Raw genomic sequence first — 22,140 nt, forward strand, 5'->3', positions numbered from 1 at the left:
CTGTGGATGCTGGCCGCGGCCGCCTGTGCCACGGTGGTCGCGCCGCTGGCGCTGTGGCGCTTCGCCGATGATACGCCTGCCGTGCAGGTCGCCGAAACACCCGTGTACCGGACGGCGACACGTCAGCGCCTCATGGTCACGCTGTCCGACGGGTCGCGGCTGACTCTCGATACCGACACGCGGGTCCGGATGGCCTATACGCGCACCGAGCGTCGATTGGTGTTGGAACGCGGACAGGCCTTGTTCGAGGTCGCGAAGCATCAGACCCGGCCGTTCGTCGTCACTGCCGGCGCGCAGGCGGTCACCGCGCACGGCACCGCGTTCGACGTGCGGCTCGAAACCAGTGCGGTGCGCGTCGCGCTGCTCGAAGGGCTCGTCAGCGTCGCCGGCAAGGGCGCGCCCGGCAAGCCCGTCGCATGGTGCCGGACGACGTCCTCACCGCATCGGCCAGCGGCGTGTCGGTTCGCCACATGCCCGGCAACGCTCAGCGGCTGGCAAGCTGGAGCGAAGGCCGGCTCGTGTTCGAGGACGAGGCATTAAGTCAGGCCGTCGCCGAGATAAATCGCTACAGCGTCCAGCAGATCGCGATCGTCGACGCCGCGGCGGGCCGGGTCCGGATCAGCGGCGCGTTCCGGACGGGCGAGGTCCAGCCGTTCCTCGACGCGCTCGAACTGGGCTTTCCCGTCAGCGTCGATCGGCACCCGAACGGCAGCATCACGATCGCCTCGAAAAAATAATCGACCCGAGGGCAAAACCCGGTTCGGGTTTTCCAACGTCCCGCGTCTTTACTGTCAGATCGACCCCGGCAGAGGGATCGCAGGAACAGGGAGGGTTGCATGACATCCACAGGCAGGGCCGTGCTGATACGCGGCGTGATGTTGACCGCATTGGCGCTCGGCGCAGGTGGGATCCCGATCGGCGTCACCGCGCAGGCCGCTATCGGCATCCGCATCGCGCGGCAGGACATGAGCACCGCGTTGCTCGCCTTCTCGCGCCAGAGTGGCAGGCAGATCCTGTTCTCCCCCACCCTCGTCCGCGGCAAGACCGCGCGCGCGGTGGCCGGCCGGATGGACGTCGGCGCGGCGCTGACGACGATCCTGAAAGGCTCCGGTCTCGGCCACCGGCTGACGCCGGGCGGGGCCTATCTTATCATCGACACGCATGCTCAGGCGGCCGAAGCCACGCCAGCGGCGGTTCAGGTCGCCCCGGCGCAGGCGGCAGCCGATCCGGCTGCGACGCAGGTGCCCGAGGAAACCGCCCCCGATATCATCGTCATCGGCACCGCGGGCGCAGGCACCCGGCGCCAGGACGCCGCGTTCGCGGTCACCACGATCGACAGCAGCATGGCGCAGCGGCTCGGCACTGCCAGCACCGCCGAGGTCCTCCGCGCGGTGCCGGGGGTCAGCACCGAAAGCTCGGGCGGCAAGACCGGCGCGAACATCTTCGTGCGCGGCTATCCATCTGGTGGCGATGCGGAATATGTCACCTTCCAGACGCAGGGCGTGCCCTTCTTCCCGCCGCCGACGCTGTCGTTCCTCGAAAACACGCAGCTGATCCGTATCGACGAGACGATCCAGCGCGTCGAAGCGGTGCGCGGCGGCACCGGCGCGCTGTTCTCGAACGGTCAGCCCGGCCTGACCGTCAACCTCGTCCAGCGCGAGGGCAAGCAGACGCCGGCCGGATTGCTGAAACTCAGCGGCACCGATTTCGGCGAGTTCCGCGTCGACAGCTACGTCTCGGGGCCGATCGACGACAGCACAACCTATATGCTCGGCGGCTATTACTCGACCTCGCGCGGGATCCGCGACGCGCAGTTCGAGGCGGAGCGCGGTGGTCAGATCACCGGCAATATCCGCCATGACTTCGACAAGGGCTCGATCCTGCTCTTCGGTCGCTATCTCGACGATCGCGGCCAGTGGCTGCTGCCCATCCCGGTCGTCCAGGACGGCGACAAGATCCGCGAATATCCCGGCTTTGATGCAGGCACCGGAACGCTCGTTGGGCGCGACACGCGGATCGGCGTGCGCAACGACGGCAGCCGGGTCGATCTGGCGGATGGCCGCAGCGCGAAGATCTACAATCTGGGCGGCAATTTCGATTACGAACTCGGCAGCGGGATCACGGTTCGCGATCGCGGCAGCTGGATGGAGGGCGATGCGAACACGATCGGTCTCGTCCCCGGCGGCGCCGCGCCGGTCACCGCCGCCGCCTATGCCGCCGGCCGGGGCGGGACGATCGGGTCGCTCACCTTCGCGACCGGCGGTGCGGCGGCCTCGCCCAACCAGGCGGTCGTCGAGGCCGGCCTCTGGAGCGTCGAGAAGCACATCCAGGCCTTCGTCAACGATTTCGCGCTCGAGTGGAAATCGGGCAGCAACACGCTGACCGGCGGCGTCTACTACACGCGGTACAAGTCGCGTGACCGATGGAATCTCGGCAACAGCATGCTGCTCACCGCCGAGCCAAACGCCCGCCGACTGAATCTGACATTCGCGGATGGCCGGATCGTCACGCGGGACGGCTTCTCGGGCGGATCGACGTTCAAGGTCAACGCGCGCTACACCGGCGAGGACGTCGCGGGCTATGCGGTCGACGAACTGCAGATTACCGACCAGCTGCGGATCGACGGCGGCGTCCGGTGGCAGCATCACTCGGTCGACGGCACGCTCGAAAACCTTGCAGCGACGGTCCCGGCGGCGGGTGCGGACGGCAATCCGCTGACGCTCTACGACAATGGCGATGCGCAGCTGAACGGCACCTTCCGCACGATCCGCTATCGCGGCGATGCCTGGTCGTGGACCGGCGGCGTCAATTACGACCTGACCCGGCAGGTCGGCGCGTTCGTCCGCTACAGCCGCGGCAACAGCTTCCCGTTCTTCGACAATCTGCGCGACGGCATCGACGTCGCACCGCAGGTCGACAGCTATGAGGGCGGCGTGAAGGTCTCGACCGGCATCGCCAACCTGTACGCGACGCTGTTCCACAACACGTTCGACGGCCTTGCGACGACGGTCATCACCAGCGGCGCCCCGATCGCGTCGGTCGGCGGCGCCAAGGCGACCGGCGTCGAGTTCGAGGGGCAGTTGCGGCCGTTCGGCGGCTTCACGCTCAGCGGGTCGGCGACCTATCTCGACGCCAGCTACCGCGACTTCTTCACCGATGGCGGCCGGACCGATCTCACCGGCAATCGGGTTCAGCGCCAGCCGAAATGGCAGTGGCGCGTGACCCCCGCCTGTGATCTCGAGCTCGGCGGCGATGCGAAGGCGGGAGTCTATGCGACGATCGGCTATATCGGCGACCGCTTCTCCGACGTCCAGAACGCGCAGGTGCTGCCGAGCTTTTACAAGCTCGACGCAGGGATCACGCTCGATCTGAACCGGCAGGTGCAGTTCCAGGTGATCGGTGACAATCTGACCGACGAGATCGGGCTGACCGAAGGCAATCCGCGCACGCTCGGATCGCAGGGCAGCGGCACGATCCTCGCAAGACCGATCGTGGGTCGCTCGATCCGGTTCGCCGCCGCGTTCAAGTTCTGACACAGCCAAGGGTGATCGATCCCGCCCCGTCGGGGGATCGATCACCCTGGCGAAATGGTTGCGATCTTCATGAAAACCCTTTGCCGTTTTGCCGCCCTGGCCTCGGTCGCCGCGATGGCGCCTGCCCAGACCGCTCCGTCCCGACCGACTGCATCCGCCGCGAAGGCCCAGTCGCCCGCCGATATCTATGGCCCGCTGTTCCAGGCCGTGCAGCAGGGTCACGTCTTCGCGGACGGCAAGACGTTCGTCGATGCCGTCCCCAAGCGCGCGGCCGCGGCGATCATGGCGGACTATGCGCGGACCAGACCCGCCGGCCCGGCGCTGAAGGCGTTCGTGCTCGCCAATTTCGTGGTGCCCGGCGAGAACGACCGGGGCTCGGGCGATCTGAGGTCGCATGTCCGGGCCTTGTGGCCGCAACTCGTCCGTCAGCCGGTCGCCCCCGTCGCAGGCAGCTCCGCCCTGCCGCTGCCGGCGCCTATGTCGTACCGGGCGGGCGCTTCCGCGAAATCTATTACTGGGACAGCTATTTCACGATGCTCGGGCTGAAGGTCGACGGCAAGCAGCCGCTCGTCGAATCGATGCTCGACGATTTCACCAGCCTGATCGAGCGTTACGGGCACATCCCGAACGGGACGCGGACCTATTATCTCAGCCGTTCGCAGCCGCCTTATTACGCGCTGATGCTCGATCTCTCGACCAACACCGACCCCGGTGTCGCGAAGCGTCGGCTGGCGGCGTTGCGCGCCGAGCACGCCTTCTGGATGAAGGGCGCGACCTGCCTCGACGGCAACCCGGCCTGTCTCCGCGTCGTGCGGATGCCCGACGGCAGCGTGCTCAACCGCTATTATGACGACCGCGATACGCCGCGCGACGAATCCTATGCCGAGGACGTCGAGACCGCGGCCAGGGCGGCACCCCGCGCCGCCGCCGATACGCAGCGCAACCTGCGTGCGGGCGCGGAGAGCGGATGGGATTTCAGCTCACGCTGCTCCGCGATCCCCGGTTGCTCGCCACAATCCACACCACCGACATCGTGCCCGTCGATCTCAACAGCCTGATCTGGGCGATGGAACGCCGTATCGCCGCACGCTGCCAGACCGCGGGCGACACCCCCTGCGTGACCGAATTCACGACCCTGGCGACCAAGCGCAAGACGGCGATCGACCGCTATCTCTGGCAGGCGACGACCGCGCGCTACGCCGACTGGGACCTGTCGTCGCGCAAGCCAACGACCAGCATCAATGCCGCGATGCTGCACCCGCTGTTCGTCGGGCTTGCGTCGCCGGCGCAGGCGAAGGCCGTCGCCGCGACGGTGCGCAAATCATTGGTCGCCGAGGGCGGCCTGCGCACGACGACGCTCAACACCGGGCAGCAATGGGACGAACCCAATGGCTGGGCACCGCTGCAATGGGTCGCGATCGCAGGGCTCGAGCGAAACGGCGAACCGGCGCTGGCCAAGGACATCGCCAGACGCTGGCTCGGGACGGTCGGCGCGGCCTATGCCGACACCGGCAAGATGCTCGAAAAGTATAATATCGAACAGCGCATACCGGGCGGGGGCGGCGAATATCCGGTCCAGGACGGGTTCGGCTGGACCAACGGCGTGACCAGCGCGATCCTCGATCGCTTCCCGGACCTGGCCCAGCCGTCGACCAGTGTTCGCAAATAGGCGCTCGGCAATAGGATCATTCTTGTCATCGGCCGCCTTTAACGCGACCTGTCGGCTTTGCAGGAGATGACGTTGGATATCGAGCAGTTCACCGGCGACGCAGCGATCACGGGGTCGGACGCGCTCATCGTCGTCGACCCGCAGATCGACTTCTGCCCGGGCGGCCGGCTGGCGGTTGCGGGCGGGAACGAGATCATGGCCGGGATCGAACGGCTCGCTCCGCGGTTCCGGCATGTCGTCGTAACGCAGGACTGGCATCCTGCGGGACACCAGTCCTTCGCGAGCGGCCACCCCGGTCGGCAGCCGTTCGATACCGTGCCGATGCCATATGGCGAGCAGGTCCTATGGCCCGATCACTGCGTCCAGGGAACCGCTGGTTCCGAGTTCCATCCCGACGTGCAGGGCACCATCCGCCGCGCTCACGTCATCGTTCGTAAGGGGTATAAATCGGAAATTGATTCCTATTCGGCCTTTTTCGAGAACGACAAGACGACGAGAACGGGGCTGGCCGGGTATCTGCGGGACAAGCAGGTCCGGCGGTGCGTGTTCGTTGGGCTGGCCTATGATTTCTGCGTCGCCTGGTCGGCACTCGATGCGCGGCGCGAGGGCTTCGAAGCGTCTATCCTGACGGACTACACGCGAGCGATCGCGATGCCGGCAGGTGATGGAACGACAGTCGACGTGGCTGAAGCGCAGTTCCGCGCAGCCGGCGTCCGGTTGATATAGACTTCAAAATGGCGCGGAAGGATGGTCACGTGTCGACGCCGCGCACGCTCCCTACCCTTTCCGTGCCTGATATTACCGGCGTCCACCCTTTGGTCGGCCGAGCGCGACGACGATACCAGCGCCGACAACACCCAGCATCACAACCGCGGGGTGAAGCTTTTGCACCTGCAGCACGCTGCTCGATGTGCGCGCGTGGACATGCTGGGTCCCGCGCAGCGCATCAGCCCGCGGATCATAGAGATTGTCGCGGCGTGCCGGATCACCGGGATCCCCGGGCTTCTGCTGCGCGAACGTGCCGACCAGTTCCATGATCCGGTCGCTCACCCGCGGTGCGGAGCGCGAGAGAAGCGAGGCCAGCCGCCCGCCACCGCCAGCATACAGCGTCCGCCGCGGCGTCTCGCAAGCGAACAGCACCGCGTCGGCGACGACGGAGGGGGTGTAGAGCGGCGGTGGCAGGCGCGGTGGCTGATCCATGAAATTGCGCGCATGTTCGGGAAATGGCGTGTCGATCGCGCCGGGCTTGATCAGCGTGACCGAGATGCCGGCCCCCTCCTGCTCGAGCTCCATCCGCAACGTGTCCGTCAGCGCCTGCACCGCATGCTTGGTCGCGCCATAGGGCCCCTGCTCGACGATCGCGCGGTCGCTGAGGATCGAGCCGATGTTGACGATCGCGCCGCCTCGCTCGCGCAGATGGCGGGCCGCGACCAGCGATCCGTGCAGCACGCCAAAATAATTGACGTCGAACACCTGCCGGTGATCGGCGACCGGCACCTGATCGAGCGTGCCGTACGTGCCTGTCGCGGCATTGTTCACCCAGCTGTCGAAGCCGCCGAACGCCGTGAGCGCAACGGCGGCGACACGCTCGACCGCGGCCATGTCGCTGACGTCGGCGACGCAGACCGCAATGCGTCCGCCATCGGCCGACAGACGGGCGCGGAGGGCCTCGAGCGCGGCGTCGTTCCGCGCGGTCGCGACGACGGCCGCACCGCGTTGCACGGCGGCCTCGACGATTGCGAGGCCGTTGCCGCTGGTCGCGCCCGTAACGACGATGACCTGATCGCGAAGGGGTTTCAGTGTGAGGACCATGGCGATCAGCGCCCCAGTGGCGACTGGGCGTAATCGGCAAGCAAGGCCGCGACATCGTCATAGATCGCGACCGCACCCGCGCCGTTCAGTTGCTCGTCGCTGAACTTGCCCGATCGGACCGCAACCGCGGCGATCCCGCACTTGGCGGCCGCCTCAATATCATAAGGCGTATCGCCGACGACGATCACCTCTGCAGGATCGATCCCCGGCAGCGCCTTCAGCGCGGTGGCGAAAATGTCCGGGGCGGGTTTGGTGCGCTCGACGTCGTCGCTGCTCGTCGTTGCGCCGATCAGATCGCGCGCCTCGAGCAGCGCGATGTAATGATCGAGCTCCGATCCCGACGCCGACGAGGCGAGCACGACCTGCTGCCCCAGGCTATGCGCGTGCGCCAGCAGATCATGCGCGCGAGCGAACGGCTTGGCAGTCTCGAGATATTTTGCCTTGAAGATCTCGCCGTGCGTATCGCCGAGTTTCTCCTGCTCCTCCGCGTCGGCACCGGGCAACAGGGTCGGCACGAGCATGTCGGTCCCCTTGCCGATCTGATCGTGGATCACCTGCCGGTCGAAGGACGCCCCGACACCTGCAAAGGCCTCCTCCCAGGCGAGGACATGCATGTCATTGGTATCGACCAGCGTGCCGTCGATGTCGAAGAGGATGGCCTTGATCTGCATATCTAATTCCCGAATCGAAGTCGCGTTTGCCAGCCGGCATGCCAGCGCCCCGCAGGTGCGCCGGTGAGTGTCGGCGAAGGTTGCTGACATCCCAACGGTCCGCTGTCCGAATTGGCCCCGACGACGGCAAGCATGGCGGGGCGCGCGGCCTCCGTGAAACTGTTCAAGGCGTGATTTTTCGCCGGCGAGGAGCCCAACCTGACGGTCATTTCCGGCAATTTACCAATGATCGCAGGCATTTAGTCACACTGATGAGGATCAATACGAAATATTCTCGACGAATAGTCAAGATCGTCAGGAACGATGAGGACATCCAAATCGCTATGTCTCCATCAATATCCGGGGCCTGACGCGTGGCTTGACGGTAGAACACATGATGCGATGACGCCACCCGGCGATCTCGTTGTTGTTTCTGCCGACTACGCTCCGTCGAGATCGCCCGATGACTGATGAGTTCTGACGGCAAATGGTACTTTTGAAAGTACGGCACGCCACTTAAAAGACGGAGACTTTCTGATGCGCGCACTGGTTTGGCATGGAAAAGGCGATGTTCGGGTCGATACTGTCGCGGATCCCGAGATCAAGCATCCGCGTGACGCGATCATCAAGGTGTCGTCTTGCGCGATCTGCGGGTCCGATCTTCATCTGCTCGACGGCTATCAGCCGACGATGCAGGCCGGGGACATTCTCGGCCATGAGAATATGGGCGTCGTCGTCGCACTGGGCTCCGAGGTTACCAACCTGAAGATCGGCGACCGCGTCGTCGTGCCGTTCACGATCAGCTGCGGCGATTGCTTCTTCTGCCGCAAGGGGCTGTTCTCGGCGTGCGAGCGGACCAACCCGAATGCCGAAATGGCGATCAAGGCGATGGGGCATTCGCCTGCCGGTTTGTTCGGCTTCAGCCACATGCTCGGCGGATATTGCGGTGGCCAGGCAGAGTATCTGCGCGTGCCGATGGCCGATATCGGCCCGATCAAGGTGCCGGACAACGTCACCGACGATCAGGCGCTGTTCCTCTCCGACATCTTCCCGACGGGCTATATGGCCGCCGAGAATGCGAACATCGAAGAGGGCGACACCGTGGCGATCTGGGGCTGCGGTCCGGTCGGCCAGTTCGCGATCCGATCGGCGCTGATGCTCGGCGCAGGCCGTGTGATCGCGATCGACGAGGTGCCCGAGCGCCTGGCGATGGCCGAGGCCGGCGGTGCGGAGACGATCAACTTCGCCGAGGTCGACAGCGTCTATGACGAACTCCAGTTCCGCACCAAGGGCCGCGGTCCGGACAGCTGCATCGATGCCGTCGGTGCAGAGGCTTCGGGTCATGGCGCAATGGATGCAGTGATCGACAAGGTGAAGGCGGCGACGTTCCTCGCCACCGACCGTGTGCATGTCCTGCGCGAGGCCATCATGAGCTGCCGGATGGGTGGCACGGTCTCGATCCCCGGCGTCTATGTCGGGATGGGCGACAAGATCCCTATCGGCGCGATGATGAACAAGGGGCTGACGATCAAGACCGGCCAGACGCATGTCCAGGCCTACACCAAGCCCTTGCTGGCGCGCATCGAAGCCGGCGACATCGACCCGAGCTTTGTCGTGACTCACCCTGCAAGCCTCGAGGATGCGCCCGAAATGTACCAGAAGTTCCGCGACAAGCAGGACGGTGTCATCAAGGTCGTGCTGCGGCCGTAACCCTGCCCCACCCCGGTCCGCTCGGCATGCCGATCGGGGTGGCCGCTTCCTATCCACGACCGTCACGAGGAGTTTTCATGAGCGACAAGGTTCATACCCCCGTCCCGGGCAATCCCGCGAGCAAGGGCGCACCGGATGGCGTCTCGGAGTCGCCTCGCAGCGATACCGACGGCCGCGTTCATGGTCGCAGCGACGGCGGTGAGAGCGCGGGCGGCGCCTATCCCAACCCGCACGAAGGCAAGACCGACGCCGATACCAGCCCCGCGTCGCAGGGCGGCCAGACGGACATCGCCTATCATGGTGGCGGTCAGGCGGGCAAAGGCGGAGGCAGCGCGGGGAACGCGGCTGCCGGCTCGAGCGGTGGCGGCGGCACGACGATCGCGGCGGACCCGGATGCCGATCGGACCCCGCACTCGATCGCGGCCGAGCATGGCACGATCAAGGTCGTCGAGACGTCCGGTATCGCCGAGGCCGAGGCAACGGGCAAAGTGGGCACCGATGCGCGCTACGAGAACGAACAGGCGAAGCCCGGCGCGGGCTGACGCCTGGACGGCACGCCCCCTATTCAACGTCAATCACGCCACCGGGCATTTCTGGCCCGTGCACCAGCAAGGAGTATCCCATGTCTGCACCCGAAGATCTGAAAGACATCTACACCGACGAGCTGAAGGACCTGTGGTCGGCGAACGACCAGATGAAGAAGGTCCTTAAGAAGATCACGTCGAAGGCCAGCGATGCCGCGCTGAAGGACATGCTGACCAAGTCGCAGGCGGATATCGAGAAGCATACCGATCTCCTCAAGGAACTGATCGCGTCGAACGACGAGAAGGTTTCCAAGGAGCATTGCAAGGGCATGGAAGGGCTGGTTGCCGAAGCCACCAAGCATGTCGTCGAAGAGGGTCCGGCAAAGGGTCCGTTGCTCGATGTCATGATCATCGCCCAATATCAGCGGATGACGCATTACGGGATCGCCGGTTTCGGCACGGCCGCGGCCTATGCCAAGGCGCTGGGTCTCAAGGATGATCACAAGGCGCTGAATGCGGCCACCAAGGACATTTACGGTGGCGACGAATATATGACGAAGCTCGCCGAGACGAGCGTCAACATCGACGCCGAAGACGCCTGAAACGATCGCCCGCCGGCTCACCCCGGCGGGCGATGTCCTGCTCCGTAGACGACGGACGCGACAGTCATGACTACCTACCCCTTGAGCGAGCCGGCCCGGATCTTCGCTGACGCATCGTCCGCCGGCGCGACACCAACGGAAGTCGGCCGCGGAACGCTGGAGGCGTGCGTCGATATCGTCGCTGGTCTGTCGGAGGCGCGGCAGCGTTCCGTCGCCATCCATATGGACGATCTCGACCTCCGGTTCGATGCGCGGGAGATCGGCGAATTGCTCCACTATCTCCGCGCTGAAAAACCGGGTCTTTCAAACGCAGAAATTACCGAGATCAAGGTCGCCGACCAGTAGCGACAAAGGCGCTCGCGGCGTTCCGCGATTGCCTGTACGCCCCGCGTCTTCCGGATCACACGGACTACGCTGTAGCCCGGCGGGGACAACCGCGGTGACATTGACCGTCGCTGTCATTTGCGACCATCATCACCACATGATCATATCGCAGGCCGATGCGCGCCGCATTGCCCTTGCAGCCCAGGGGTTCGACCGACCGCCGCCTCCTCGGGTCACGGCGGCGCATGTCCGCAAGGTCGCCGATCGGACGGGCCTTCTCCAGATCGACAGCGTCAACGTGCTGGCCCGCGCGCATTACCTGCCACTGTTTTCCCGGCTTGGCAGCTACGACCGGGCGCTGCTCGAGCGCGCCGCCTGGGGCCCGAAGCCGCATCGCCGCTTCTTCGAATATTGGGCGCATGAGGCGTCGCTGCTGCCGCTCGAGCTTCATCCGCTGCTGCGATGGCGGATGGCCCGCGCTGAGCGAGGCGAGATTGGCTACGCCGCGCTTCGCCGCTTTGCGACAGAGCATCGCAGCGAAGCCGACGCCGTGCTGGCGCGCATCGCAGCCGAGGGCCCCCTGACCGCCGCCGACTTCGAAAGCGGCACGAGCCGCAGCGGCTGGTGGGAATGGAGCGACGTCAAACACGCGCTGGAATGGCTGTTCTGGTCGGGCCGGATCACCACGGCGACACGGCGGGGCAGTTTCGCGCGGGTCTATGACCTGCCCGAGCGGGTGCTGCCCCCTGCTGTACTGGCTCTGCCCACACCGAGCGTTGCCGAGGCGCAGCGGGCGCTGATCGAGCGGAGCGCCCGCGCGCTCGGCATCGCGACCGCTGCCGAGCTGCGTGATTATTTCCGGCTGAAGCCCGTCGAGGCGGATCATGCCATTGCCGATCTGGCCGAGGATCAGGTGTTGGTGCCGGTCCGCGTGGACGGGTGGAGCCAGAAGGTCTGGCTCCACCGCGACGCCGCGGTGCCCCGCCGGGTGCGCGGGGCGGCCTTGCTGGCGCCCTTCGATCCGCTGATCTGGGAACGCGGCCGCACCGAACGCCTGTTCGGCTTCCGGTATCGTATCGAGATCTATGTGCCGCAGGCGCAACGCACCCACGGCTATTATGTGCTGCCCTTCCTGATGGACGAGGCGTTGGTCGCGCGGGTCGATCTCAAGGCGGACCGGCAAGCGGGCGTGCTGCTGGCAAAACGCATAACGCTCGAACCGGGGGCGCCCGGCGACACGCTGCCGCGGCTCCACATCGAGTTGGAGCGGATGGCGCAATGGCTCGGGCTGTCGGACGTTCGTGTCGGCGACATCATCCGCCCCGCGTGATGCAGGATGCCGCGATCGCAGGATTGCCGCCAAAGGTCAGTGGCTGATCGATCAGAATGTCACGACGACACTGACGGCGTCCTGATAGCTTCCCGCCGCCGGCGTGACCTGCGCCTGATTGATCCTGGCGACATAGGAATAGGTTCTGACGGGGGTCAGGCTGCCCGTTCCGGGGCTTGCGCCGGTAAGCGGGTTGGCTTCGTTCCAGACGGTGACGCCATCCGCATGATAGATCTGATACTGCAACGTCGCGCCCGCGCCGCTGGTCATCTGCCGCCACGCCGAGCCCGTGCCAGCACCGCCGGGTGTGAAGCCGATCCGGTAGACGGCGTCGCGGGTACAATCGATCTGGACGGCCGAGGTCACCGGGCCGAACTGCGTAACGAGCGCCGCACTGCCGAAGGACAGGTCGGGCGCGGTGATCTTGCAGTCGTTGCCGACCACCAGCGTCACCTGAAGCGTTATGACGACCTTCCCGCTATCATAGCCCGTACAGACGACACCGAGCACATTCACCCCGTTGCAGACGCTATAGTCCCATTGCACCGTCAGTGTGTCGCTATACGTCCCGGCGGCCACATTGGGAGCCGCCGTCAAACGCGCGAACAACGGCGTGGTGAAACTGCTTCCACCGCCCTGCAGCGCCAGCAGGCTGCCGCTCATATAGTTGACCGTCGATCCCTGCGTGAACGGCGTGTTGCCGCTGGCATCGGCGGATACCTGATAGGCGATCGCGTCGGCGCCTTTGACCAGGCGAAACTGGTTGAGGCTGGTGATGGTCGCGCGCGCCGAATTGCCGCCGATCAGGGTCAGCACCGAACCCGTGCAGGAAAGACCGGCGGATCCGGCAACCTGCGGCACCGTGCCCCCTCGCACGTCGTACGACGACACCGGCGAGAAGGTGAGTGCCCCGGACGATGTCGTGCAGGCGGCGAATGCGGGGCCCGTGACGATGCTCAGGACCACCAGTGCGAAGAACAGCCGCAGCGACGCCATCACCGGCACGAGACCGGTCCTACCCGTGACAGCGCCGCGACGTCTGCGGAGACGCCGAACGTCGCCTGGCACACCGTTCCGTCCGACGTCAGCGCGGAGAGCGACACCTGTTCGCCGACATCCTCCAGATACGCGATGCCGTCCCAGCCGATGGCGACGTCGGGATGTCCCTCGCGCCGGACGCGACCGCCCGGCTTGAGCGCTGCCCCGGTGCTGTCGACGAGCACCGCGAGGATGTTGCGCGTCATGCGAACGTTCAGACGCACGACGGCGCCACTGCCCTGTCGCATGGCAACCCGCTGCTCCACCGCGGATGCGACATGGTTCTCCGACAGCGACAGCGTATCGATCGCGAAGCGGACGGGAAGATAGGGCACGACATTGGGCACGAAGAGATGGCCCTTGCGGTTCGTCACGCCGACCGGCTGGTTTTCGTAACTGACGCCAACGCCTGCCACGCCAGTCTCGACGACCGCAAAGGCATCGCTCGCCTGGTTGGCGACGAACAGGCCGCCGTCCATCGCCACGATTGAACCCGATGCGCCAATCCAGGCCGAGCTGCGCGCCTGGGCCGTCGCGCCCCCGGCCTGCACTTCGATGAAGGGCGCGCGCCATGTCCCGGTCACCTGCCCCGATGCAGGCCCCCGGCTTGCCGCTGCTATCCCGGCATCGATTCCAAGGCCGCCATCGGTCGGCGTCGCCCGGGTATAACCGACCTGATAGAGATTGCGCCCGGCCGAACGGCTGATCCCGCCACTGGCCGCATTGCGTCCGAACGGGATGAACAGGCGCAGCTGGGCGCTGGTCGCGCCCCGTCCGAAATCGCGATCCGCGGTCACGAACAGGTTCGCGCGCGATCCGACCGGACGACCATAGGACAAGGACAGCAGGCGCGAACGTAGCGTGAGTTCGTCGACCGATCCCAAGGTCCGCCCCGAAATATACGCAGCCCCCAATGTGCCCAGCCGCGCCAGATTGACGTTGGCGATCGCGCGATAGGTCCGCCGGCGAGCCGCGGGATTTGCTAAGTCGAAGCTGGCGAGCTCGCGAAAGCCCCTGCTGCGATCGTCATATTGCGCGGCAATGCTGAAGTGACGCGCGGTATAGCTGTAGCCGAGCGACCAGCGATGGCCCGCGGCCTGACCCAAGCGCGACGCACTGACCGACAGCGCGACGGTGCCAAATCGCCACGGCGCCACCACGAGCCCGCCCCCGATCTGCCGAAGCCGGGCGGTCGCCTCGGCATGCGCCTCGAGCGTCAGGAACGACGTCATGCCGCGTCGGATCGAGCCATTGGCGGCGAGCGTGCCGTAATCGAAGTTGCGGATGCCATAGCCTTGGCGGATGGCGCCGGCTTCGGCTGCAAAATCGGTGAGCCCGGCGCGTAGCAGCGTCGACGAGACGTAGAAGGGGATCGTGGTCGCGATCTGCCGGCCCACGGCGTCCGTCGTGACGATCACGGCCTCACCCGCGCCGTTGATCACCGGGACATCCTGAAGCACGAACCGACCGGGCGCGACGTCTGCGCCCTGCTGCCGATAGCCGTCGACGAACAGGTCCACCGCCGACGGCACGGCCGCCTTGCCCGCAAAGCTCGGCAGCGGCATCGTCAACAGGTCCGGCCGCGTATTGAAATCGCGCGTGAGCTGCAGGCCACCCAGCCGGACGGACGTGCTCCAGGGCAAGGACCGCGTGATCAGGTCACCCGCCGTGACGGTCAGCGCGCGATCCTCGTTGATGATTTTCGCATGCGTATCGTAGCGCAGATAACCGCCGATGCCGGACCCGACCCGCAGCACGCCGGAATTGGACAGCGTCGCGATCGGCCCGAAGACCCGCTGTTCGGACCATAAGGAGGCAAGGGAGCCGCCGTCGGCGCGCTGCGCGTAAAACTGGTAGTTGACCATCGCGCCCCAGCTGGCGAGCGTGGCGGCGCGGGGTCTTCCACCCGCGGCAATCCGGGTGGTCGGCAGATAGTCGGGCGCGGTTTCGAGATGGAGCGTCTGGAGCGCGGCGTCATAGCGGGCGCGGGTGTGCGGCAGCGACGCGACGTCGCGCTCCGTCCCGCCGCCCTCCCCCCTCGAGCGTCACGCCATTTCGGCTGAGCGCCTCGGCCGGCACGAGCATGCGTGTGCGACGATCCGCAGCGGCACCAGGTCACCGGTAGCACGGCCGTTCACGACCAGCTCGACGAAGAGCTGCTGCACCGGGTCACCCGCGCGTGCCATTTGTGGCAGGCAGACCAGCATGGTCGTCAACAGGAGCGAACCGCGGATCATGGCGTATCGGACGGATCAACGCGCGGCAATGCGCTGATCGGCGCCATTGACGTTTGCCATCAGCGGACTGATGTCCGGGACACCCTCCGGCACCGGCCAGCGCATCGTCTGACCCGCCAGGACATAGCCCGCGAGCCCCGAAGCAAGACTGGTCTTCTTGTCGTCCGCCGTCCGGATATCGACGAGGCGCGCATGCAGCATGCCGGTATTGCGGATCGCCAGCATCCGACTGCTGCCGCTCCGTTCCACCGTCGCGGTCAGCTCCGGCCTGGCCGCGTTGACGGACCCCGCATAGGTGAAGAGGGGCACCGAATAGCGCATCTGCACCGCAAGCTCGGCCGCCGGCAGCCGGCTCGCATTCGGCGCGTTGGCGGTGGGGATTTCGTCGATCAACAAGCGGTAGCTGCGCTCCCCCGGGCCGGACTGGTCGTTCGCCGCGGCGGCAGGCCGCTCGCGCCGCAGCACACGGATCATCTGCCGTTGTCCCGCCGGGATGACTGCGATCGGCGGGCTGGCAACGACCTCGTCCTGATCATCGTACAGATCGCCCTGCGGACCCTGCGACCAGCGCAAAGTCCGGACCTGCATCGTGATCGGCTCGTTGCCCTTGTTCTCGATCCACAACGCGGTCGCGCGCTCGGTGGCGGCAATTTTCGGATCGACCGGCCAGATGATGACCGCCGCGGCGCGACTTGTGCCTGGCAGCAGGAGAAGCGGCGAGACGATGGCGGTCAACATACGCAGGATCTTCATGACTTGTCCTTGCTGCATCACCAGGTGACGGTGATGCGAACCACATCGGAATATCGCCCCGCCGCCACGCCGCGCTGGACGACGGCACGGGCCTGGACGGGAATGGACAGCCGCGACGTCCCGACCGGGAACGCCAGCGCGATCGCCTGCGACGTCCAGGGCGTCTGACTGCCGTTCGCGAACAGCTGATAGGGAACGCGATCGGCAGGCCGGGTCGCGTGGACGAGCTGGCGCACCCCGTTGGACGGCTGACTGCCATTGTCCGCCGTGAGGATGACGCTCATTCCCGGAGTGCAGTCGATCTGCAATCCGGCGGCAACCGCGGTGACCAGGCTGCCTTGCGCGGCTCCCCCATCGACCCCGTTCACCGACCCGAGGTCGATCGATCCCCAACTGCCCCCCGGTGTCGGCGCTGATCGCGCAACCATTGGCGATGACCGCGCCGACCCTGAACGTGCGGCTGGTCTCGGCCATGCTCCCCGACGCACAGCCTGCAATCGCCGACACCGCGAGGAAAGCCCGGACGGCGCGCACCGCCGCTACCAGCTGAGCGTCACCTGTACCGTATCGGTATAGGTGCCCGCCGGCAGCGCCAGGCCATTGCTCGACGCACGGGCATAGATCGGCAGCGTCAACGCCGAGGTGGCCGCGGTGCCGAGGCTGATCTGCCTGCCGATGGTGATTTCGTCCTGCCGCGACGCGTCCGTATACAGCCGATACGCGACGGTCTGCCCCAGATAGGCCAGCTGACGGACATTGCCCGCGTCGTTCGCGCCCGCCCCGACCGTGACCTTCGGCGCGAGGCCCGGTGTGCACAACACCGTGACCGCATTCGTGCTGCCTTGCGCGACCATCGTCGCATCGGCGTTGCCGAAGACGCCCGACTGATCGGCAAAGGCGATCGTCCCGATCCGCCCCATGGTCGCGGCGCTGTTGCCGCCATTCACGGCACAGGCCGCGAGGATGTTCAGGGACACGCCGATCGTGCCGCTGGCGGTTTGTGCATGTGCCGATGTCGCCCCGCCGGACGCCGCGATCATGCCGACCGCAATCCCCAGAACCCTGCTCGTCATCTTACGGTAAATCATGATAAAACAGCCCTCCATTTGGGCTGTTCTCAATGGTCGCCAGTTAACAGGATGTTGAACAACCGATCTGGCCGACGATAGCTTTCGATCCAACGATTATGACATGGTTCCAATAAGATGACGGCTCTCGTGGCCGGTCATCGAACATGCCGGGTCTGGCAACCGCGGTGCTTCCTAATTCGGATTGCCGACCGGGATGACCGGATTGCCCTTGTAGCTGCCAAGCTTGACGTGGAGCACCTGCACACGATCGGTGAAGTTGATCCCGTAGTCGGTCTGATCGCCGTTCAGCACGCGGTCGAACACCCAGTGTCCCTGCGCGTCGTAATGCCCCTCCTCGACCCGATCGTAGAGCATCGAACGCCCGCTGTTCGCATCCGCCAGCGCGAATGAGACGCGCGTATCGAATCCGGTCACGAGATATTCGTCGGGGCCGATCTCGGCGATAGCAAGACCGCCGGTCGGTTGCGGGTTGCCGGTCGGCTTGTCGGTGCCGAACTGATACTGGCCGAACGTCGCGGTGGCGCGGTACTTGCCGAGGTCCATGACCTGCCTGTGTTCGGCCTTGGGGTCGGTCGGCTCGGCCACGCCCCAGGTCTTGCCGGCAAAGGCCAGCCGGGCCCATTCCCGCATCATCGGCTCGAACACGCGGTAGTTCCGCGCAAACAGTTCCATCGTCGGCGCATCCAGCGTCTTCGCACCGAGCGGGAAGTTGTAATAGCCGCTATCGTCCATCCCGAACGGCGCGAAACCAAGCCCGCCCCTGCCGACCACCGGATAGAAATACCGTGCGAACTCGGGCGCATTGCCCGTCTCCGGGATCAGCAGGGCGTTGTCGGCACGGCCGTAGAGCTTCAGATATTCGAGATACGCAGCATGATCGCGCGCATAGATATCCGGCGCGACCAGATCGAGCGACGGCGCCGCGGCCTTGTACACGTCGATCACGTGATGGATCGGTCCGCCGCTCGAATAGGTGGTCGCCGCCTGCCGTCCAAAAGCGGAGGCGAGCGCGGCGTTGACGTACATCGGCACCGGCTTCACCGCCTTGCCCGCCGCCGCGATCTCCTCGATGTAGCGGGCGATCGACCAGGCGCGGAAATACTCGTCGGCATCGGCACCGAACACCTGTTTCCAGCTGCCCGCGGGCTTGCGGAATTTTTTTGAGCAACGCCGCCGGGACCGGACCGTCGAACAGCTTCTGCGCGACCGGCGAGAAATCGCGGACGCTGCCATAGGTACCGGCCTCGTTCTCGGGCTGGACCATGATGACGGTGTTCTGCGGATCGGCGGCCTTCAGATGCTGCATCAGCCTGACGAAGGCGCGCTTGTCCGCCTCCAGCGTCGACCGATGGAGCGGCGACAGCGCATAATGCGTCTCGCCCTTGGCGTTGGTCATCCGCGGGAACCGCGCGTTGTCGAGCTTGACCCAGGCGGGGGCGTAGTTGGGCGAGGTATTCTTCCACGTCGCGAACCACAGCAGGACGAGGCGAACCTTGTTCTGCCGCGCCTCGGCGAGCAGCTGGTTGAGGAAGGAAAAGTCGAATTGCCCTTCGGTTCGCTCAATCTGCTCCCACGCGATCGGCACCTCGACCGTGTTGGCGTGCATCGCGTGGATCGTCGGCCAGACCTTGGGCAGCATCGCCGGATAATTGCTCGAATTATTGACCTGCGCGCCGAGCATCAGCCACGGCGCGCCATCGACCATCAGCGCGTGATGTCCGTCGCGGGTCACCAGCTGGGTACCTCGGTCGCGGTCTGCGCGTGCGCGGTGCCGGCGAACAGCGTGGCGGCGAGGGTCAGGCCGGCGAGTGTGCGGGAGGGGCGGAAGATCATGATGCAGTACCTCGAACGGGAAACGGGAAAGTCGGGCCGGATCAGTCCTCGACGAAGACGAGCCCGCCCAGGCCCGATGCGACCGTGCCGTCGCTTTCGAGCAGGAGGGTGACGATCCGCTCGCCGGGACCTGGCGGGAAGGCGACGCGCAGCGTGGCGGCGGCGAAATCGGGCTTCGTCGCGGCGCGCTTGCCATCGATCCAGATTTCGCCGCGACCGACCAGATCCTTGAACACGATCGTCCCGCCGCGTTCGCGCGTGCCGCGGTGCGGGGTGAGCTTGGCACGCAGCACGGTCCAGCGGCCAATGCCCTGCGGCGGCTGGATCTCGCCGGCGCGGACATACAGCCAGCTGTTCATGTCGTTGTCCGCCAGCACGATGCCGGGCGACGGCCTGACGGTGGCGGCAGGCGACTGCCGCCAGTCCTGCACCGTCAGCGTCATGCGGTCGGGCGCGACGAACGGACGAGCCGGCGTGGCGAGGCGACGCACAATGCTGATGGCCGGGCGCAATCCCGCCGCGCTGGCCGAGAGCTTGACGGTGCCCGCGCCGCCGCCGCCCGCGCGAACGATCACCTGCGCCAGGCCGTTGAACAGGCGCCGACGATTGCCCTGTTCGGCTTCGTGGCTGACCGGATCGCCATTGCCGAGGCCGATGATCGCGCCCCCGCTCAACGCGAAGGTGACGTCGAGATTGGCGGTCGGGACATGCCGTCCGCGCGCATCGACCGCGTCGATCGTATAGGCTGCACGTCCTCGCCATCCGCCGCCATCGCACGCCGGTCGGGCGTGATCCGCAGCGCCACCGCCGCGCCGGTCGTCTCGACCACGCTGCGCGCGACCTCGCGTCCGCCGCGATAGCCGATCGCCTCGAGCCGGCCCGGCGCATAGGGCACCTGCCAGCTCGGCATCGTGTAGCGATCGACCTTCTGCTCGCCGATCAGACCGCCATTAAGCATCAGCCGCACGGACTCGACATTGGTCAGCGCCATCACCTTGACCGCCTGCCCCTCGCGCCCGGGCCAATTCCAGTGCGGCATCAGATCGAGCAGCGGCACGTCGTCGATCCACTGTGCGCGGTGCAGATAGAACGCCATCTTGGGAAAGCCGCACAGGTCCATGATCCCGAAATAGCTGCCCGCGGACGGCCATTCGAACGGGGTTGGCTCACCGTGATAGTCGAACCCGGTCCACACGAACGTCCCCGCGACGAACGGCCGCTCGGCAACCGATTTCCAGCCCTCGCGGTGGGTACTGCCCCAGTCCGCCGGTTCCTCGTCATATGACGCCATCACGTGCGCGGCGCGGTCGGTCTCCCACGCACCGCGTGTCATGAAACTGCTGGTGTCCTCCGAACTCGTCAGCGGCAGCGTCGGGTTGGCGGCGTGGAACCGATCATACTGGTCGCGCTGATAGTTGAAGCCGACCACGTCGACCGCCTGGCTGACATTGACCGGGGCGAACATCCCGCTGTTCATCGCCGCGGTGACCGGTCGGCTGTCGTCGAGCGCCTTCACCGCGACCGACATGCGGCGGACCATCTCATACCCGGCGGGCGTCCCCTGCATCGGCTCCTCGTTGAACACCGACCACATGAACACGCTCGGCCGGTTGCGATCGCGCCGGACCAGCCATTCGAGCTGGTCGATGTAATCGGGGCTGGTGTTGAAGTTGCGGTTCTCGCTCATCACCAGGAAGCCGAGCCGGTCGCATGCGTCGAGCACCTCGGTCGCGATCGCGCTGTGCGCGAAGCGGATCGCGTTGCATCCCAAGTCCTTCAGACGTCGCAATCGCCAGTCCCACAGCGCATCGGGCACCGCGACGCCGACACCGGCGTGATCCTGGTGGTTGCACGTGCCCTTGATCTTGAGCGGACGGTCGTTGAGATGGAAGCCCGTCGCGGCGTCGAAGCGCAGCGTGCGAAACCCGATCCGCAACGTGCGTTCGTCGACGGCCTTGCCGCCGCGCATCAGTCGCGTCCGCAGCGTGTAGAGCGTCGGCGTGTCGATCGACCATAGCCGCGGCGCGGGGACCGGGATGGTCAGCGTGGCCGTGCCGGGCTTCAAAGACGGCAGGTGCGCCAAAGCGGTCTGCGTCGCGATCGTGCGGCCGTCGAGATCGATCAGCGAGACCTCGATGCTCGCCTCGGCCGGGATCTTGCCGATATTGTCGAGCGTCGCGGTGACGGGGACGCTCCAACTGCCATCGGCGGCGCGGCGCGGATCGGCGTGGATGCCGTCGGTCGCGATGTAGGTCGCATCGCGTTTCGCCAGCCAGACATGGCGGTACAGCCCGGCACCTTCGTACCACCATCCCTCCATCGTCTGCGCATCGACCCGCACGACGATGCTGTTCAGATCATCGCCATACCGCGCCAGATCCGTGATATCGATATAGACAGAATTATAGCCGCTCCAGTTGTGCGCGACGATCGATCCATTGAACCAGATCGTCGCATTCGTCGCGATCCCCCCCGAACTGCAGCTCCAGATACCGCCCCCCGGTCCGCCGGATCGAGCCGCAGCGTGCGCCGGTACCAGCCGAAGCCGCGCCGGCGATAGCCCTGCGAGACATTGGCACCTTCTTCGAACGGCATCGTCGATGCCCAATCGTGCGGCAGATCGACCTCGGGCCAGTCCGAATCGTCATATTGCATCGCCGCCGCACCCTGCGCCTGCCCCGCCTTGGCGCTGTTGTAGGACCAGCCATGGCCGCGGATTTCCGGCATCGGGATATCGCCGATATGGAAGCGCCAGCTGCGATCGAGCAGCAGCCGGCTGGGATCCTCGACCGGCGGGCGCAGCGGCAGATCGTCGCGGGTCGCCGGCATCGGCAATGCGCCGATCGCTGGCGCCCGCACCGGTGCAGCCTGCGCGACACCGTCCGTGGCCAGCGCCACGCCGATCGCGGTTCCGCTTCCCAGGAAATGCCGCCGGTTCAGCCGACCAGTCTCGTGCGCATCCGTCATCTCTGGCTTCCTATCCATCGCTGCCGGGCGGGCCCCGTTCGTTGCACCGTCAATGCTGGCGTTCGCA

25 protein-coding genes and 1 pseudogene are annotated in these 22,140 nt (G+C 66.1%); 13 read left to right on the forward strand and 13 right to left on the reverse strand.

Going from position 1 to position 22,140, the window contains the following annotated elements; translation table 11 throughout:
* The 7 genes from NI18_RS01390 to NI18_RS01405 all read left to right on the forward strand — a co-directional run.
* Positions 1-540 (forward strand): FecR domain-containing protein (locus tag NI18_RS01390; RefSeq protein ID WP_198526918.1); only part of this gene is annotated, 540 nt, incomplete at its 5' end.
* Positions 519-737 carry a hypothetical protein gene (locus NI18_RS21935; RefSeq protein ID WP_052148902.1) on the forward strand — a complete coding sequence of 73 codons (219 nt, stop codon included), beginning with the start codon at positions 519-521 and terminating at the stop codon, positions 735-737. The genes NI18_RS01390 and NI18_RS21935, both read left to right, overlap by 22 nt.
* 138 nt (positions 738-875) lie before the next feature.
* Positions 876-3,533 (forward strand): TonB-dependent receptor, encoded by a 2,658-nt coding sequence (locus NI18_RS01395; RefSeq protein ID WP_306286157.1) that lies wholly within the window; start codon positions 876-878, stop codon positions 3,531-3,533.
* Positions 3,534-3,587: 54 nt separating this feature from the next.
* On the forward strand, positions 3,588-4,079 hold the full coding sequence (locus NI18_RS27695; protein ID WP_347574778.1) for a hypothetical protein: 492 nt from the start codon (positions 3,588-3,590) through the stop codon (positions 4,077-4,079).
* A complete protein-coding gene (locus tag NI18_RS27700; protein ID WP_347574781.1) occupies positions 4,040-4,591 on the forward strand; it encodes a trehalase family glycosidase in 552 nt (183 codons plus the stop codon). Before NI18_RS27695 ends, NI18_RS27700 begins: the two co-directional genes overlap by 40 nt.
* Positions 4,501-5,202 carry a trehalase family glycosidase gene (locus NI18_RS27705; RefSeq protein ID WP_347574779.1) on the forward strand — a complete coding sequence of 234 codons (702 nt, stop codon included), beginning with the start codon at positions 4,501-4,503 and terminating at the stop codon, positions 5,200-5,202. Before NI18_RS27700 ends, NI18_RS27705 begins: the two co-directional genes overlap by 91 nt.
* A 72-nt stretch (positions 5,203-5,274) precedes the next feature.
* Positions 5,275-5,928 (forward strand): nicotinamidase, encoded by a 654-nt coding sequence (locus NI18_RS01405; protein WP_306286158.1) that lies wholly within the window; start codon positions 5,275-5,277, stop codon positions 5,926-5,928.
* Positions 5,929-6,000: 72 nt separating this feature from the next.
* On the opposite strand, the gene NI18_RS01410 is transcribed toward NI18_RS01405, so the two are convergent.
* The gene (locus NI18_RS01410; protein WP_037527547.1) at positions 6,001-7,014 is read right to left on the reverse strand and encodes an SDR family oxidoreductase; all 1,014 of its coding nucleotides are present in this window, start codon (positions 7,012-7,014) and stop codon (positions 6,001-6,003) included.
* 5 nt (positions 7,015-7,019) lie between these two features.
* Positions 7,020-7,685: an HAD family hydrolase gene (locus tag NI18_RS01415; RefSeq protein WP_037527550.1), complete on the reverse strand. Its 666-nt coding sequence runs from the start codon at positions 7,683-7,685 to the stop codon at positions 7,020-7,022.
* A gap of 516 nt (positions 7,686-8,201) precedes the next feature.
* Here NI18_RS01415 and NI18_RS01420 point away from each other — a divergent pair.
* The 5 genes from NI18_RS01420 (at position 8,202) to NI18_RS01440 (ending at position 12,154) form a co-directional block, all read left to right on the forward strand.
* Positions 8,202-9,374, forward strand: a complete 1,173-nt coding sequence (locus tag NI18_RS01420) for a zinc-dependent alcohol dehydrogenase (protein ID WP_031395504.1) — start codon at positions 8,202-8,204, stop codon at positions 9,372-9,374.
* 77 nt (positions 9,375-9,451) lie between these two features.
* Positions 9,452-9,916, forward strand: coding sequence for a hypothetical protein (locus tag NI18_RS01425; protein ID WP_037527552.1), 465 nt, complete (start codon positions 9,452-9,454; stop codon positions 9,914-9,916).
* Between the two features lie 80 nt (positions 9,917-9,996).
* The gene (locus NI18_RS01430) at positions 9,997-10,500 is read left to right on the forward strand and encodes a ferritin-like domain-containing protein (RefSeq protein WP_031439927.1); all 504 of its coding nucleotides are present in this window, start codon (positions 9,997-9,999) and stop codon (positions 10,498-10,500) included.
* 66 nt (positions 10,501-10,566) lie between these two features.
* Entirely contained in the window at positions 10,567-10,845 is a 279-nt protein-coding gene (locus NI18_RS01435; protein ID WP_037527559.1) for a hypothetical protein, read from the forward strand.
* A gap of 136 nt (positions 10,846-10,981) precedes the next feature.
* Positions 10,982-12,154 carry a crosslink repair DNA glycosylase YcaQ family protein gene (locus tag NI18_RS01440; protein WP_037527561.1) on the forward strand — a complete coding sequence of 391 codons (1,173 nt, stop codon included), beginning with the start codon at positions 10,982-10,984 and terminating at the stop codon, positions 12,152-12,154.
* A 51-nt stretch (positions 12,155-12,205) separates the two neighbouring features.
* Here the strand turns inward: NI18_RS01440 and NI18_RS01445 are convergent, their stop codons facing one another.
* The 5 genes from NI18_RS01445 to NI18_RS22835 form a co-directional block, all read right to left on the reverse strand.
* Positions 12,206-13,150 (reverse strand): spore coat U domain-containing protein, encoded by a 945-nt coding sequence (locus NI18_RS01445; RefSeq protein WP_052148905.1) that lies wholly within the window; start codon positions 13,148-13,150, stop codon positions 12,206-12,208.
* On the reverse strand, positions 13,150-15,057 hold the full coding sequence (locus NI18_RS01450) for a fimbria/pilus outer membrane usher protein (protein WP_052148906.1): 1,908 nt from the start codon (positions 15,055-15,057) through the stop codon (positions 13,150-13,152). Before NI18_RS01450 ends, NI18_RS01445 begins: the two co-directional genes overlap by 1 nt.
* A gap of 180 nt (positions 15,058-15,237) precedes the next feature.
* Positions 15,238-15,429, reverse strand: a complete 192-nt coding sequence (locus NI18_RS21940; protein ID WP_052148907.1) for a hypothetical protein — start codon at positions 15,427-15,429, stop codon at positions 15,238-15,240.
* Between the two features lie 15 nt (positions 15,430-15,444).
* On the reverse strand, positions 15,445-16,182 hold the full coding sequence (locus NI18_RS01455) for a molecular chaperone (protein ID WP_052148908.1): 738 nt from the start codon (positions 16,180-16,182) through the stop codon (positions 15,445-15,447).
* Positions 16,183-16,199: 17 nt separating this feature from the next.
* Positions 16,200-16,550, reverse strand: a complete 351-nt coding sequence (locus NI18_RS22835; protein ID WP_157840466.1) for a spore coat protein U domain-containing protein — start codon at positions 16,548-16,550, stop codon at positions 16,200-16,202.
* Positions 16,551-16,585: 35 nt separating this feature from the next.
* Here NI18_RS22835 and NI18_RS25415 point away from each other — a divergent pair, with 35 nt between their 5' ends.
* A complete protein-coding gene (locus NI18_RS25415) occupies positions 16,586-16,732 on the forward strand; it encodes a hypothetical protein (protein ID WP_198526919.1) in 147 nt (48 codons plus the stop codon).
* On the opposite strand, the gene NI18_RS01465 is transcribed toward NI18_RS25415, so the two are convergent.
* From NI18_RS01465 to NI18_RS26195, 6 genes and pseudogenes are all read right to left on the reverse strand, one after another.
* Positions 16,722-17,270 carry a spore coat protein U domain-containing protein gene (locus NI18_RS01465; protein ID WP_157840467.1) on the reverse strand — a complete coding sequence of 183 codons (549 nt, stop codon included), beginning with the start codon at positions 17,268-17,270 and terminating at the stop codon, positions 16,722-16,724. The genes NI18_RS25415 and NI18_RS01465 overlap by 11 nt on opposite strands.
* 174 nt (positions 17,271-17,444) lie before the next feature.
* Complete coding sequence (locus NI18_RS26180) at positions 17,445-18,506, reverse strand: DUF5597 domain-containing protein (RefSeq protein ID WP_306286159.1); 1,062 nt, start codon at positions 18,504-18,506, stop codon at positions 17,445-17,447.
* Between the two features lie 16 nt (positions 18,507-18,522).
* Positions 18,523-18,978 (reverse strand): annotated as a pseudogene (locus NI18_RS27710) (beta-galactosidase); the annotation flags it as partial.
* A gap of 169 nt (positions 18,979-19,147) precedes the next feature.
* A complete protein-coding gene (locus NI18_RS26185) occupies positions 19,148-19,843 on the reverse strand; it encodes a hypothetical protein (protein WP_306286165.1) in 696 nt (231 codons plus the stop codon).
* A complete protein-coding gene (locus NI18_RS26190) occupies positions 19,777-21,447 on the reverse strand; it encodes a glycoside hydrolase family 2 TIM barrel-domain containing protein (RefSeq protein WP_306286160.1) in 1,671 nt (556 codons plus the stop codon). The genes NI18_RS26185 and NI18_RS26190 overlap by 67 nt, the downstream gene beginning before the upstream one ends.
* Positions 21,448-21,458: 11 nt before the next feature.
* Complete coding sequence (locus NI18_RS26195) at positions 21,459-22,073, reverse strand: hypothetical protein (RefSeq protein ID WP_306286161.1); 615 nt, start codon at positions 22,071-22,073, stop codon at positions 21,459-21,461.
* Positions 22,074-22,140: the final 67 nt, after the last annotated feature.

This window comes from Sphingomonas sp. Ant20, from assembly GCF_000783375.1.
GTDB classification, from domain to species: domain Bacteria; phylum Pseudomonadota; class Alphaproteobacteria; order Sphingomonadales; family Sphingomonadaceae; genus Sphingomonas; species Sphingomonas aerolata.

Excerpts from the sequence above, each read along its gene's own strand:
- NI18_RS01435 (WP_037527559.1), top strand. The coding sequence starts at position 10,567 with ATGACTACCTACCCCTTGAGCGAGCCGGCCCGGATCTTCGCTGACGCA.
- NI18_RS01420 (WP_031395504.1), top strand. The coding sequence starts at position 8,202 with ATGCGCGCACTGGTTTGGCATGGAAAAGGCGATGTTCGGGTCGATACT.
- NI18_RS27705 (WP_347574779.1), top strand. The coding sequence starts at position 4,501 with ATGGGATTTCAGCTCACGCTGCTCCGCGATCCCCGGTTGCTCGCCACA.
- NI18_RS01395 (WP_306286157.1), top strand. The coding sequence starts at position 876 with ATGTTGACCGCATTGGCGCTCGGCGCAGGTGGGATCCCGATCGGCGTC.
- NI18_RS01455 (WP_052148908.1), bottom strand. The coding sequence starts at position 16,182 with ATGAAGATCCTGCGTATGTTGACCGCCATCGTCTCGCCGCTTCTCCTG.
- NI18_RS01440 (WP_037527561.1), top strand. The coding sequence starts at position 10,982 with ATGATCATATCGCAGGCCGATGCGCGCCGCATTGCCCTTGCAGCCCAG.
- NI18_RS26195 (WP_306286161.1), bottom strand. The coding sequence starts at position 22,073 with ATGACGGATGCGCACGAGACTGGTCGGCTGAACCGGCGGCATTTCCTG.
- NI18_RS01450 (WP_052148906.1), bottom strand. The coding sequence starts at position 15,057 with ATGGTCAACTACCAGTTTTACGCGCAGCGCGCCGACGGCGGCTCCCTT.
- NI18_RS26180 (WP_306286159.1), bottom strand. The coding sequence starts at position 18,506 with ATGGCAGCGTCCGCGATTTCTCGCCGGTCGCGCAGAAGCTGTTCGACG.
- NI18_RS01410 (WP_037527547.1), bottom strand. The coding sequence starts at position 7,014 with ATGGTCCTCACACTGAAACCCCTTCGCGATCAGGTCATCGTCGTTACG.
- NI18_RS01465 (WP_157840467.1), bottom strand. The coding sequence starts at position 17,270 with ATGATTTACCGTAAGATGACGAGCAGGGTTCTGGGGATTGCGGTCGGC.
- NI18_RS21940 (WP_052148907.1), bottom strand. The coding sequence starts at position 15,429 with ATGATCCGCGGTTCGCTCCTGTTGACGACCATGCTGGTCTGCCTGCCA.
- NI18_RS01430 (WP_031439927.1), top strand. The coding sequence starts at position 9,997 with ATGTCTGCACCCGAAGATCTGAAAGACATCTACACCGACGAGCTGAAG.
- NI18_RS01445 (WP_052148905.1), bottom strand. The coding sequence starts at position 13,150 with ATGGCGTCGCTGCGGCTGTTCTTCGCACTGGTGGTCCTGAGCATCGTC.
- NI18_RS27695 (WP_347574778.1), top strand. The coding sequence starts at position 3,588 with ATGGTTGCGATCTTCATGAAAACCCTTTGCCGTTTTGCCGCCCTGGCC.
- NI18_RS01425 (WP_037527552.1), top strand. The coding sequence starts at position 9,452 with ATGAGCGACAAGGTTCATACCCCCGTCCCGGGCAATCCCGCGAGCAAG.
- NI18_RS01415 (WP_037527550.1), bottom strand. The coding sequence starts at position 7,685 with ATGCAGATCAAGGCCATCCTCTTCGACATCGACGGCACGCTGGTCGAT.